General features: G+C 36.1%; 13 protein-coding genes. 7 read left to right on the top strand and 6 right to left on the bottom strand.

Translation table 11 applies throughout. The annotated features are described in order from the left end of the window. Positions 1–208 precede the first annotated feature (208 nt). From PF272_RS06530 to PF272_RS06520, 3 genes are all read left to right on the top strand, one after another. On the top strand, positions 209–469 hold the full coding sequence (locus PF272_RS06530) for a type II toxin-antitoxin system TacA family antitoxin (protein WP_271142129.1): 261 nt from the start codon (positions 209–211) through the stop codon (positions 467–469). 4 nt (positions 470–473) lie between these two features. Then, positions 474–941: a GNAT family N-acetyltransferase gene (locus PF272_RS06525; protein WP_271142128.1), complete on the top strand. Its 468-nt coding sequence runs from the start codon at positions 474–476 to the stop codon at positions 939–941. A 191-nt stretch (positions 942–1,132) separates the two neighbouring features. Then, positions 1,133–2,059, top strand: coding sequence for a mechanosensitive ion channel family protein (locus PF272_RS06520; protein ID WP_271142127.1), 927 nt, complete (start codon positions 1,133–1,135; stop codon positions 2,057–2,059). A 48-nt stretch (positions 2,060–2,107) separates the two neighbouring features. On the opposite strand, the gene PF272_RS06515 is transcribed toward PF272_RS06520, so the two are convergent. Genes PF272_RS06515 through PF272_RS06495 form a run of 5 tightly spaced genes read right to left on the bottom strand, consistent with a single transcriptional unit; the run spans position 2,108 to position 7,479 of the window. Next, entirely contained in the window at positions 2,108–2,869 is a 762-nt protein-coding gene (locus tag PF272_RS06515) for an ATP-binding cassette domain-containing protein (RefSeq protein ID WP_065234934.1), read from the bottom strand. A gap of 5 nt (positions 2,870–2,874) precedes the next feature. Further along, positions 2,875–3,930: a peptide ABC transporter ATP-binding protein gene (locus PF272_RS06510; RefSeq protein ID WP_271142126.1), complete on the bottom strand. Its 1,056-nt coding sequence runs from the start codon at positions 3,928–3,930 to the stop codon at positions 2,875–2,877. 18 nt (positions 3,931–3,948) lie between these two features. After that, positions 3,949–4,836 (bottom strand): ABC transporter permease subunit, encoded by an 888-nt coding sequence (locus PF272_RS06505; RefSeq protein ID WP_271142125.1) that lies wholly within the window; start codon positions 4,834–4,836, stop codon positions 3,949–3,951. After that, the gene (locus tag PF272_RS06500; RefSeq protein WP_271142124.1) at positions 4,829–5,788 is read right to left on the bottom strand and encodes an ABC transporter permease; all 960 of its coding nucleotides are present in this window, start codon (positions 5,786–5,788) and stop codon (positions 4,829–4,831) included. The genes PF272_RS06505 and PF272_RS06500 overlap by 8 nt, the downstream gene beginning before the upstream one ends. Next, positions 5,785–7,479 carry an ABC transporter substrate-binding protein gene (locus PF272_RS06495; protein ID WP_271142123.1) on the bottom strand — a complete coding sequence of 565 codons (1,695 nt, stop codon included), beginning with the start codon at positions 7,477–7,479 and terminating at the stop codon, positions 5,785–5,787. The genes PF272_RS06500 and PF272_RS06495 overlap by 4 nt, the downstream gene beginning before the upstream one ends. Positions 7,480–7,872: 393 nt before the next feature. On the opposite strand from PF272_RS06495, the gene PF272_RS06490 reads away from it, so the two are divergent. The 3 genes from PF272_RS06490 to PF272_RS06480 all read left to right on the top strand — a co-directional run bounded on the left by PF272_RS06490 (position 7,873) and on the right by PF272_RS06480 (position 11,122). Next, on the top strand, positions 7,873–8,472 hold the full coding sequence (locus tag PF272_RS06490) for a YagU family protein (protein ID WP_271142122.1): 600 nt from the start codon (positions 7,873–7,875) through the stop codon (positions 8,470–8,472). Positions 8,473–8,636: 164 nt separating this feature from the next. Continuing rightward, entirely contained in the window at positions 8,637–10,046 is a 1,410-nt protein-coding gene (locus tag PF272_RS06485) for a YcjX family GTP-binding protein (protein ID WP_271142121.1), read from the top strand. After that, the gene (locus PF272_RS06480; protein WP_271142120.1) at positions 10,046–11,122 is read left to right on the top strand and encodes a YcjF family protein; all 1,077 of its coding nucleotides are present in this window, start codon (positions 10,046–10,048) and stop codon (positions 11,120–11,122) included. Before PF272_RS06485 ends, PF272_RS06480 begins: the two co-directional genes overlap by 1 nt. Position 11,123: 1 nt before the next feature. Here PF272_RS06480 and PF272_RS06475 read toward each other — a convergent pair whose 3' ends face one another. Next, on the bottom strand, positions 11,124–12,302 hold the full coding sequence (locus PF272_RS06475) for an FAD-dependent monooxygenase (protein WP_271142119.1): 1,179 nt from the start codon (positions 12,300–12,302) through the stop codon (positions 11,124–11,126). A gap of 257 nt (positions 12,303–12,559) precedes the next feature. On the opposite strand from PF272_RS06475, the gene miaB reads away from it, so the two are divergent. Further along, positions 12,560–13,987: a tRNA (N6-isopentenyl adenosine(37)-C2)-methylthiotransferase MiaB gene (gene miaB / locus PF272_RS06470; RefSeq protein WP_065235002.1), complete on the top strand. Its 1,428-nt coding sequence runs from the start codon at positions 12,560–12,562 to the stop codon at positions 13,985–13,987. The last annotated feature ends 8 nt before the right edge of the window (positions 13,988–13,995 follow it).

The following is a 13,995-nucleotide window of genomic DNA, read 5'->3' as shown; positions in this document are numbered from 1 at the left end:
TAGGAAATTGATTATCCAAAAAATCCAGAATTGCCATCTTTTATAAAACTACGAATATTCCAAAACCAGCATAATCATTATTAAGCTCTTCTTTCCAAGGGTTCTTTTTTTAAATTAATTAAATCTATTACAATCGCGTTGCATACACAATCGATACACAATATAATTTGTATATTGATTGTGTATTAGTAAATAATGGAGATTCATTATGCGTACTGCAGCGATTAACTTACGAGCCCAAACTAGTCAGCGTGATTTAATTGATTATGCTGCTTCTTTGCTGGGTAAAACCCGTTCTGATTTTATGCTAGATGCCGCTTGTATTTATGCACAAAATGTGATTTTAGATAGAACAGTATTCCAATTGAATGATGAAAAATTTAATCACTTCATTGAGGCATTGGAACAATCTAATTCAACAAATTCCGGTCTAGAAAAATTAATGAATATTAAATCGCCATGGGAATAAACAAATGTATTCTGCTCCTGAATTATTACAGTCTCATCATCATGTGAGCTTGTTTGATTGTGGTGAAGAAGTGTTAAATTTATGGCTTAAGCATAACGCATTGAAAAATCAACAAAGTCACGCAAGTAGAACATTTGTGATTTGCAAAGAAAATGTTGTTGTTGGTTTTTATGCTTTAGCCGCAGGATCAGTAACACATCAGTTGGTATCCAGTGCATTAAGGCGCAATATGCCAGAACCAATTCCCGTTATTGTACTAGGAAGACTCGCTATAGACGTGAAATATCAAGGGCAAAAATTAGGTGCAGCTTTACTTAAAGATGCAGTATTGCGAGCAAAAATTGTCGCAGAACAAGTCGGAGTAAAAGCTTTATTAGTGCACGCTCTTAACGATAATGTAAGACAATTTTATTTAAATTATGGATTTCAATCATCCCCTATTGATGACAGATTATTAATGTTGAAATTGTGATGGGTTTAAAACATAGACTCTCTGTAGTGATCCACTAAATTAGCTGTAGAAGATCAGACTTGCTCTTCTACAGATTAACGCCATATCCCCCTATCTTTATCATTACCCTATTTAACTGCCCCTTCTCAATTTGATCTTTCTGTTTACATAATTATAATAATTGGCTTTCATTTTTATTAACAGGAGCAATTATGGCGGAAAATACAAAAGCTGTTGAAAGTAACCTAACTAATTCTCTCGATTTACAAAATGTGGATTGGCATTCCCTCTTTAGTCAACAACAACTTCTAAACTTTTTTAATGATTGGGTTGTGCCTTATTCTCTAAAAATTTTGCTTGCGATCATTATTTTTCTAATTGGGAAACGTCTAGCAAGATTTATCAGTAAGTTATTAGCAGCAATGATTAATCGCACTGTTAAAGATGAAATGCTCAGTGAATTTATTCGTTCCATTTCCTACTTTGCGTTATTACTTATTGTGGTAATCGCTGCTCTTTCACAACTTGGTATTAATACAACTTCTCTTGTAGCATTAATTGGTGCTGCTGGTTTAGCGATTGGTTTATCTCTACAAAACTCACTGCAAAACTTTGCTGCTGGCGTGATGATTCTAATTTTTAAACCTTTCCGAAAAGGTGATTTTATTGAAGTCGCTAGTGGTTCTGGGACAGTTACCCAAATTGGTTTATTAATGTTGGAATTACGTACTGGCGATAATAAAACGGTTTTAGTTCCAAATAATCAGATCTTTACGCAAAAGATTACTAACTATTCAATGAATCAAACACGCCGTATTGATTTTATTTTTGATATCTCTTATGAAGCGGATATTGCTAAAGCCAAAGAAATTATTGCACGTTGCTTAGCGGAAGAACCTCGTATCTTGAAAACCCCTGAACCATTAATTGCTGTGGGTGCATTAGCCGCAAGCAGTGTGCAGTTATTTGTGCGTCCTTGGGTAAATACCACCGATTACTGGGGTGTTCATTTTGCGATTATGGAAAAGATTAAACTAGAATTTGATAAAGCTGGTATTGATATTCCTTTTAATCAATTAGACATTAATTTAACTAGCAATCCTGTAGAAGCGATTGAAAAGAATAGTGAGCAAAAATAGTTGTTTTCATTGAAAACTACGTGCGCCAATACGGCGCACATTTCTTTTTTATTGTTGTAGTAGCCTCTTGGTCTGCTCTGCTTGTGGATCTGCAATCACATCTAATGTATCGCCATATTCAATAATTTGCCCTTCGTGCAGCACCAATAATTGATCAGCAATGTGCTTAATTATTCCTAAATTTTGCCCAATATAAATATACGCAATACCGAGTCGTTCTTGTAAATTCAGCAACAAATTAATTAATTGTGCCCTAACTAACGAATCTAAGGAGTTTAACGCATCATCAACAATAATAACTTCTGGTTCCAATATCAGCGTACGTGCTAATGCAATCCGTTGTTTTTGACTTATCGTTAAATCACTAAAACGGATATTGGCATGAATAGGTGCTAAGCCAACTAAACGCAGTGTTTGAAAGATTTTTTGATTACGTTCTTCTTCGGATAAAGGAGTCGCTAAACGTAAAGGTAAATCTAATGTCTGCCCGACATTTAAATGTGTATTAAAGGTCGCATTTGGATCCTGGAATAGCATCCGAATGTGTTTAGAACGAAATGAATAATCACCAAATTTTAATAACCGATCTCTGAAAAAAATATCGCCTGCTGTTGGTTCTGTAATTCCAACAATCATTTTAGCTAAAGTGGATTTTCCAGAACTATTTTCTCCCATAATCGCTAGGGTTTTACGCTGTTCGATCTGAAAAGAGATATCCTTGACTGCATCAAAAGCTCGATTAAATAACGCACTACCACTGGCAGGAAAGGTTTTGGTTAGGTTTTCAACACGTAAAACAACTTCACTCATCGTCATTACTCATCTTTATCTAGTTGATTTGCTTGAATCGTAATTGGTTCAATTTTTTCAGCGGCTACGGAATGTACTCGCATATTAAGCGGATAATAACACGCATATTCGTGTTGTTTCACACGGCGAGTTGGTGGTTTAATCACGCATTTACGTTGTGAAAATGGACAGCGAGGTCCTAAACGGCAACCAATCGGCAAATTTGTCAATAACGGCACCATTCCCGGTAAAGCGTTTAATTGTGTTTTTGGTCCTAATGGCACATTGTAATCAGGGTTAGAATTCATTAACGCTTTAGTATAAGGATGAAATGGCGATTCCATAATCATCTCTTTTGGTCCTGATTCTACTGATTGCCCACAATATAAGATATTTAGGGTGTTACACCATTCACTTACTGATACCAAATCACTACTCAAAAATAAAATCGTTGTGCCGTGATTTTGGTTCATCCCTAGTAATAAACGATAAATTTGCGTTTGTGTATTGGTTCCTAATGTATTAATTGCTTCATCAGCAATTAATAACCGCGGTTGGTTAGCAATCGCCATCGCAATCATCACTTTTTGCCCTTCACCTTCAGTAATTTCATCAGGATAACTGCGCATAATATCACGGTGATCACGAATCCCTACTCGGTGTAATAATTCAATGACTCGGCGTTTTTTCCAACCAAACCAACGCCACCATTTTCCTTTGAATGTCCAACTTGGAATACTTTGTTTTAATTGTGCACCAATCGTTTTACTTGGATCGAGATAGGTTAAGGGATCTTGGTAAATCATTGAGATTTGTCTGCCAACTAATTTTCGCCGCTTTGATGTAGATAATTTCAATAACTCCACATCATTAAACCGAAAACGATCTGCACTGATTATCCAATCTTCTTTCACTGCATTACAGATAACCTTTGCAATTAAACTTTTTCCCGAACCAGACTCACCTACCAAGCCATACATATCTTCTTCATTTAAGGTAAGATTCACATTATCAACAATACGAACCTTGCCGTTTGCAGTCTTAATATCAATACATAAATTACGAATATCCAGTAATGCCATAAGATTAAGATCTCCTACTTATGAATGATATTTATGAAAAGCACGTAACAAGCTATTACTGAGGACAATAATAACCAGAATTGAGAACATAATTGCTGTACCAGGTAACACAACTGCCCACGGTGCAATATATAATAAGTCTAACGCATCACGAATCATTGCTCCCCATTCTGGTACAGTTGATGCTGCTCCTAATGAAATAAAACTTAATGCACTGACATCCATAATTGCCAAAATAAAAATGCGTGAAATCTCTCTAACAAAGACAGGAAAAATATTAGGCACAATGGTTTCTTTTAATAGCAAATATTTTGAAATTCCCTCTAAGCGAAGCAATACTACATAATCTTTTTGTAACTCTTGTTGTACTGCATTATCAATTTGGTGAATAAAATGAGGCAATAAGGCTAAAAAAATCGCTAACATTGCATTTTGTAGCCCACTTTCCATTAATGCGGCAATAATAATTGCCACTAATAAAATCGGAATAGAGAGAAAGATATTTCCCAAATATTTCAAGGTTCGTGATTTTACGCCTTGATTAATACCTACCAATAAACCTAATGCGCCGCCTACCAGCAAAATAGCAAGGACAATAATTAACGCTGAACCAAAGGTATAATGTACACCCCATAAAATTCGACTAAACAGATCACGCCCAATATCATCTGTTCCTAATAAAAAAATCAGATCACCTGATTTATCCCAAAATGGCGGCATTAATTCTTTACCAATAAATTGTTGTTCAGGAGAATAGGGTGATAAATAAGGCACCAATACGGCAATAGTAATTAATGCAGAAAAACAGAATAAACTGAACAACGCAATTTTATTCTGTCTAAAAATAGACCAAATTGCGGAAATAGTATTGGTAATACGAAAATCTTCTGCACGTTGTTCAATCATACCAAGCCTTTTTCTTATAAGGATCTAACAGAAATTCACTTAAATCTGCTAATAAATTGATGAATAGTACAATTACGCCAATGACCATTACCCCAATCGCTACTGCATTATAATCCTGTTCTGATAAGGCGGCGATTAACCATTGTCCAATGCCTGACCAGTTAAAAATATTTTCAATTAACATACAAGACGCTAAAGTTAAGGTAAAGGTACGGATAATCTGCGGTAGGATTGGCCCTAACGTATTACGCAATAAATAGACACGCAATACTTTCATTTTTGACCAGCCACGAATTAATGCACTTTTTGTGTAGTTTGCAGATACCACTTGTTCTGCTCGATACTGAGTTAAACGAATAATTTCCATTACCGGCGTAATCATTAATACTAATGTTGGCAATGCCAAATGTTGCAATACACTTTGCACAATTTTAATTCGATAAGGTTCTTCCACAAACCAGACATCAATAATCGCAAAGCCTGTAATCGGTTTGATTTCATACAAGGCATTATATTGTCCTACCGAAGAAATTTCCCAATTATAGATGGCAGCCAAATAAAGCAAAATAGAGCCAATCCAATATACGGGAATAGATAAACCAACCGAAGAAATACCTCGAATAACTGTGCCGACTGTACCACGATTAAGCGCACCGAGAAAACCTAAAGGAATCCCGAATAGTAAAGCTAAAATCAGTGCAGCGACACAGAGTTCTAACGTAGAGGGTAATACGGCAAGAATTTGATCGCGTAATAATTCACCACCAACATAAGTAATACCAAAATCCCCTGTCAGTAACTGTTTAATATAACTAAAATAGCCTTCAATTAATGAGCTACCAAATAACACTTGATTTAATGGATCTTTTAACATGATCCAATAAGACATCATCGTTAATACGATCAAAGAAATAAAAATTAAAAATAAACGTCGGATTAATGCAACAATCATTTTTGCACCTCATTTAACGATAATGCACGAAAATGGATATTGCCAAACGGTGTCATATTAATTCCATTTACACGATTATTGGCCACTAATACATTATTCACAGTAGCAATCGGAATAATCGGTACTTGACGTACAATTAATTGTTGTGCCATATCGTAATCTAATGATCTTAATAGCTGTACATCTGTTTGTAATGCTTTCACTAATAGTGCATCTAATGGCGGGTGACACCAACTACTCAAATTGGAAATTGTACTTTGTGATGGGCAGCTTAAAATTGGACGTAAGAAACTATCTGGATCAAGATTATTCGTTACCCAGCCAGTTAGAATCATATCGTAATTATCTCTGCCCTCTTCAACACTCTTTTTCAAGAAATTATATGAAACTACCTTGATATTGACCTTAATCCCAACTTTCGCCAAATCATACTTAATCATTTCCGCCATTTTGATTGGATTTGGGTCATAAACTTGTTCTTCATCAATTACCCAGAACGATAATTCAAGATGTTTATTCGCTAATAGTACTCGTGCTTTATCAGGATCATAGTCATAATCAAATGCAGTCGCATTAAAACGTGATGCCCAAGAAATTTGCGGAATAATTGTTTGGGCAACTTTTGCCGTACCATAATAGATATGTTTAATAATACGTTGGCGATTAATCGCAAAAGCAATTGCTCGTCTTGTATCAACATTTTGTATCACTTGACGTTTCATATTTAATGCCAAAAAGGCCAAATTCATACTATCTGATACACTAATACGGACACTTGGCAACCGATCATTCAATAATTTTAATTGGCTGGCATCAGGGAAAGCCATAATGTCACATTCGCCATTTAAAAATCGTGCTAGTCTGCCAGTTTTTGTAGTGGAAACATCAATTACCACATTTTTAATTTTAGCTAAGTCTCCCCAATAATCATCATTACGTACTAATCGTACATTACGATCTCTAAAATAACTTTTTAATTGATAAGGCCCTGTGCCTACTGGCAAGGTATCCAGCTGCGCTAAGTTATCATCTGCATTTAATTGCAAGGCATATTCATAAGATAAAATCACCGCATTAGGCCCAGATAAATGGGATAACACTGAAGAATCAGGCGAAACTAAATGAATTTGTACTTGATAAGGATTGACTGCGGTTACTGACTCAATTTTATTTCTTAAACGGATGCTCTCAAAATAAGGGGAGTGCTTATTTTTTGCTTTTTCATTGAATAAATCATATTGGGAAGTTTTATTGCTACTACTAACAATGCCTTCTTCAACTGGAAAAATCCCATCGTTTTTACCAATAATCCGGCTAAGTGAAAACACTACATCTTCTGCATTAAAATCACGTGTTGGGGTAAACCACTCTGTGGTATGAAACTTTACCCCACGACGCAAATTGATCGTAATGGTACGTCCATCGGTTGAAACATAATAAGAGGTCGCTAATGATGGCACCACATGGTTATCATTACCGCTCAATTCAAATAGTTTATTATAGATCTGATCTGCGACAATATTGGTATTACTTCCAATATCCGCTGTTTGCAGATTGAGAGAAACGGGTAAAGAATGAGTGCAATAAACTAACCCATTATCTAACACTTGTTTTGGAACACTTGGTGCAGCAATCACTGAACTTGCTGCCAATAAACCAAGCCACATCACAATATATTTTGGTAAAGCCATAATAAAACCAGTGCAATGCACTACATTCGATTGATACGTTACGAAAACAGCATATTAACGAGAGAGAAATCCTTTGTAAAAGGAAATACAGACCATTAATCGATAAATTCATCAAAATGACGATCTTAATCAATCCTCTATATTAACCGCAAGTTAGCTTTTCGATTAAATGTTAAACAATATATTTAAATGAAAAATAATCGTAATTAAATTATTAGCTAAATCGATTTAGATAGTAACAAATCAGAATAAACTTTAACCATTTAACTCATTAGAAGTATTTTTTTATTGAGTAAAATAAATATTGGCATAACATATGCCGCACTTATCATTTTTCAAAATGATAATAAATGATATTAACTTTTTTATTATGAATAATTTTAGGAAATTTGTATGAATTTATTTGAACAAACTGATCCAAGCCGTCGCCGTTATGGTGTTGCTGCTTTTGTTGGTATTTTCGCAGGTCTTCTTTCTGCATTCGTAAAATGGGGAGCTGAACATCCATTCCCTCCTCGTAGCCCACTCGATCTCTTTACGGCAGCATGTAAAGATCCTTCTCAAGCGTTAGAAGTATGTTCACGTGCTTTCTTAAATCCACCACATGTTTTCTTAAGAGATTATTTAGGTATTGATCCTACTGCACCTGCATTTACTTTTGCAGATCAAGCATTTAACTGGATTGGCGTAACCCACATTATTTTCTCATTAGTTTTTGCTATTGCATATTGTGTTGTTGCAGAACGCTTCCCTAAAGTGAAATTATGGCAAGGGGTATTAGCAGGGATTATTTGTGATATCTGTATTCACTATATTACTTTCCCTCTTCTTGGTTTAACACCACCAGTAGCAGAATGGCCTTTCTATGAACACGTTTCTGAATTTGTTGGTCATATTTTCTGGTTCTGGACAATTGAATTAGTCCGTCGTGATTTACGTAATCGTATTACGCATGAGCCAGATGCGGAAGTGGCTTTATCTGAAACTCGTTAATTAGCTTACTTTTTATAATACGCCCTACTTAGTAAGGCGTATTTCTTTTTTACTTTCCCAATTTAACTTGATCTTGTTAAACTAAAACCCATATTTGTACAGCTTTTCATCATCTTATATAACATCATTACAACAAAAAATATTTCCATCTTTAGGCAAAAATTATGCTCAAAACATTACAGAATGAATTTGATCACTTGATTGAACGAGGATTTGATCAAACATTACGTTTGGCTGTTACTGGGTTAAGTCAAAGTGGTAAAACAACCTTTATTACAGGATTCATTAATCAACTTTTATCCTTAAATACAACAGATAAACCACAACTTCCCTTATTTAGTGCTGCCCGTAATCAGCAAATTTTAGGTGTAAAACGTCTTACTCAAAAAAATTGGACATTACCTCGCTTTGAATATGAAGAAAACTTACTCGCTTTAGAACAATCGCCACCACATTGGCCTCAATCAACACGAGGGTTAAGTGAAACTCGCTTAGAAATTCATTATCAACATACTCAAAGCTTATTACGTCACCTAAAATCACAAGGTGTACTGTATTTAGATATTTTTGATTATCCGGGCGAATGGTTACTGGATTTACCACTGTTATCACAAAACTTTCAACAGTGGTCATTAGCTATGCAGCAATTACAACAAGGTGAACGCCAACATCTGGCACAAACTTGGTTACAGCAGTTACATAAACTTGATTTAACTGCACCAGCAGATGAACATATTCTCGCCACTCTCACGAAGAGTTATACCGAATATTTACACCAATGTAAGGCAGCTGGATTTTATTTTATCCAACCAGGACGTTTTATTCTGCCAGGTGAAGCAGAAGGATCAATCGCATTACAATTTTTCCCTCTCATTCATTTAACACCAACACAATGGCAACAATTAGCGAAATCAGCAAATAAACAAAGCTATTTTTATGTATTACAACAACGCTACGATTTCTATCGTAACCAAATCGTTAAAGGTTTTTATCAACAACATTTTTCTCGTTTTGATCGGCAAATTATTTTAGCGGACTGTTTGACTGCACTAAACCATAGTCGTGAAGCCTTTATTGATATGCAAATGGCATTACGTGCGTTATTTCAAAGTTTTCACTACGGGCAACGTCATTTTTTCAATCGTTTATTTGCCCCGAAAATTGATAAATTACTCTTTGCTGCGACAAAAGCCGATCATATTACGACGGATCAAATTCCGAGTTTAATCTGTCTATTAAGACAGTTAGTTCAAACTGAAGGCGAACATTTACAGTTCTCGCATATTGATATTGATTTCACTGCATTTGCAGCGATCCGAGCAACCCAACAAGTGATTGTTGAAGAACAAGGACAACAGTTTAAAGCAATTCAAGGTATCAGAAGTCGTGATCAAAAATTGGTAACCCTATTTCCTGGCAGTGTGCCACAACGTTTACCTACTGCTGATTTTTGGCAAAACACAACTTTTGAATTTGATCAATTTGAACCACAACAAGCCATTAGTGGTGAGGCATTGCCACACCTACGCCTTGATGCTGTATTAGAATATTTATTAGGAGATAAATTAAGATAATGCAAGAGAAAAAAATCTTTGATACCAATGAGCAATCCTCAACAGCAGAGGAAAATTTACAAGCAAAACGTGAATTTCATTCTAGCCAAATTGCTATTGATGAGCAGGCTTATCAAGAACAGAATCAAGCAGAAAATGAGTTACGCTACGCTTTACAACGTCCACTATCTTGGTGGCAAAAAGGTCTAATCGGTACTACATCTCTGTTTGCACTTGCCGTTATTGCCCAAGCAATTCAATGGTTAATTGATGCTTGGCAGCAACATCAATGGATTGATTTTGCTTTCGCTTTAGTATTTAGTGGCATTGTTACTTTAGGTTTTAGTGCTGTTATCAATGAATTACGCCACTTACGCCAACTAAAAAAATTAGCGTTATTACAACAGCAAAATCACGCTATACAAAATACAACAGCTCACACCTCAGCCACAGTTTCTGCAAAAGAGGGAGAGCAACTCACACAACAATTAGCGCAATATATGCAGCTTTCAGTCCAAGATCCTCGTTATCAACGTTGGCAACACTATGCAAATCAAGGTTACACCGCTCAAGAGTTATTACGCTTATTTAGTGAAGAATTTTTACAACCGATTGATTTGCAAGCACAAAAAATAATTAATAAACAAGCTATTGAGTCAGCAGTGATTGTAGCAATCAGTCCTTTAGCTTTAGTTGATATGTGTTTTGTTGCTTGGCGACATCTGCGTTTAATCAATAAATTAGCCAAACTTTATGGTGTCAAATTAGGTTACTTTAGTCGTATTCGTTTAATTAAGATGGTGTTATTTAATATTGCATTCGCTGGGGCAACCGATCTGATACGTGAAGTTGGGATGGAATGGTTCTCTCAAGATTTAACTGCAAAATTGTCAGCACGCGCTGCACAAGGCGTTGGTGTAGGTTTATTGACAGCCCGTTTAGGAATTAAAACAATGGAACTTTGTCGCCCTGTGCCATTTACCAGCAAAGAGCGACCAAAACTACACACTGTGCATAAACTGCTATTAAATGAAGTGAAAAATGTCATCAAAGACAATATTTTTTCTGCTAACAAGTCAAAAGAGTATGAACGGTAAACTATAATCCTAACGCATATTTTAAGGCTTTTCGTTTCACCATACCTGCTCGCTCTGCTGTTAATAAAGCGAGATTTCTGGCTATTTTCATTGGCAACAGTGGTGAACGGAAAGTCTTATAAAATACATCCATTGTTGATTGCATCAATAAATTGTCGTAATAACGTTGTCGTTGATAGCGTTTTAAAAAATCATCCTGATTTAATCCAGACGCTTGTTTCAATGCAGCTTGTACATTTTCCAATAAGCATTTCACATCTTTAAAGCCAAGATTGACACCTTGCCCAGCTAATGGGTGAATACTGTGTGCCGCATCACCAACCAAAATCACACCATTTTTATAATATTGTTGTGCATGGCGGCGGGTTAAGGCAAAACCACCACATTTAATCGCTGCAATCTTTCCTAAACGTTTTGGAAATGCTTCAGTAATCGCTTGCGTTAACTGCTGCATAGATAGCTGTTGTAATTGTGCAATCTTTTCTGGCGTATCATACCAGACTAAACACGCTTGCTTTCCTTGTAATGGCAATAAAGCACGAGGTCCAGTAGGATAAAATTGTTGCCAGGTAATATCCTGCTGCTCTGCTTCTGTATCGACTAAAATTAATAAACAATCTTGTTGGTAACGCCATCCAGTAATCCCTATTCCTGCCAATTCTCGCCACTGGGAGTTTGCTCCATCCGCAGCAATTACACGTGGACTACAAATGGTTTCTCCATTTGCTAAGGTCAGCTGCCATTGTTGTGTACGTTCAGCTTTTTTAATTTCGGTATCGGTACAATAATCCACATTGGGTAAGCTTTGGAATTGTTGCCATAATCCTTCTTGAATTAACTGATTTTCTACCATATAACCAAGCTCTGATAATTGAAGTTCAGTAGCAGAAAAGGTTGTTGAAAAGCCGTCAATTTCCCATGTACTTAAATGGCGATAGGGACAAACTCGGCGCGTTTTAATATACTCCCAAGCGCCTAATTGCTCTAATAAATTCACAGAACCTAAACTAATTGCAGAAATACGCAAATCATATTCCTGTCCTTCGGCAAAATGAGGTAATGGCGATCGCTCTACTACAAAAATTTTACAGCCTAATTGTGCTAATCCTGCTGCACAAGCTGCTCCCACCATACCGCCACCAACCACAATAAAATCATAATTTTTGTTCTGCATATCCATCTTGTTACCCTAATTAAATGACTCGCTAATTATTCTACTCCAAAACCTGATCTTGCCTAAGATAAAATGATGAATATACCTCAATGAAGTGCTAGAGATTATCTAGATAAATCGGTAGAATAGCCTCCGATTTTTTAGAGCCTGTGGACATTTTTTACCAATAATCTAGGTAAAGACAAAACGCTCACAGACCAATGATACCGCTATATTCAATAGCATTATTTATGATTTCAATTAGTTAACTTTTGATAACCACAATGACGCAAAAATTACACATTAAAACTTGGGGTTGCCAAATGAATGAGTATGACTCAGCAAAAATGGCAGACCTTTTAAATAGTACACATGGTTTAGAACTCACTGAAAATGCTGAAGAAGCAGATATTCTGTTATTAAATACTTGTTCTATTCGGGAAAAAGCTCAAGAAAAAGTATTCCATCAATTAGGACGTTGGAAAGATCTTAAAAAACAAAATCCTGATTTAATTATTGGGGTTGGTGGTTGCGTTGCTTCACAAGAAGGTGAACATATTCGTGAACGTGCACCTTACGTAGATATTATTTTTGGACCACAAACCTTACATCGCTTACCTGAAATGGTAAACCAAATTCGTGGTGGTAAAAGTTCCGTAGTCGATATTAGTTTCCCTGAAATTGAAAAATTCGACCGTTTGCCAGAGCCTCGTGCAGAAGGACCAACGGCATTTGTATCCATTATGGAAGGTTGTAATAAATATTGTTCATTCTGCGTTGTGCCTTATACACGTGGTGAAGAAGTCAGCCGTCCCGTTGATGATGTATTGTTTGAAATTGCCCAACTAGCAGAACAAGGTGTACGTGAAGTCAATTTATTAGGACAAAACGTTAATGCTTATCGTGGTGCAACTCATGATGGGGGGATCTGTTCATTTGCAGAATTACTACGTTTAGTGGCTGCCATTGATGGTATTGATCGTTTACGTTTTACCACTTCACATCCAATTGAATTTACTGATGATATTATTGATGTTTATCGTGATACACCAGAGTTAGTCAGCTTTTTACATCTTCCAGTGCAAAGTGGTTCAGATCGTGTCTTAACTATGATGAAACGTAACCATACCGCACTAGAGTATAAAGCAATTATTCGTAAACTACGTGAAGCACGCCCAAATATTCAAATTAGTTCAGATTTTATTGTTGGTTTCCCTGGCGAAACCGATCAAGACTTTGAACAAACCATGAATTTGATTGCTCAAGTCAATTTCGATATGAGCTTTAGTTTTATTTACTCTCCTCGTCCAGGCACACCAGCGGCAGATATGCCAGATGATGTTAGCGAAGAAGAGAAAAAACAACGTTTATATCTGTTACAAGAACGTATCAATCAACAAGCAGCACAATTCAGCCGTCGTATGTTAGGTACTGAACAGCGTATTTTGGTGGAAGGTCCATCGAAAAAAGATATTATGGAATTAACTGGACGCACTGAAAATAACCGTATTGTTAATTTCGTTGGTTCGCCAGAGATGATCGGTAAATTTGTTGATGTCAAAATCACTGATGTTTATACCAATTCGCTACGTGGTGAAGTAGTGCGTACTGAAGATGAAATGGGGCTACGTATCCAACAATCACCACAAGCTGTGATTCAGCGTACTCGTAAAGAAGACGATTTAGGCGTAGGTCATTATCAAGTGAATTAATTAATCTT

Source organism: Gallibacterium faecale (assembly GCF_027920745.1).
GTDB lineage: Bacteria > Pseudomonadota > Gammaproteobacteria > Enterobacterales > Pasteurellaceae > Gallibacterium > Gallibacterium faecale.
The sequence above is the reverse complement of the archived record's forward strand: the minus strand, read 5'-3'. Positions and strand labels throughout refer to the sequence as shown.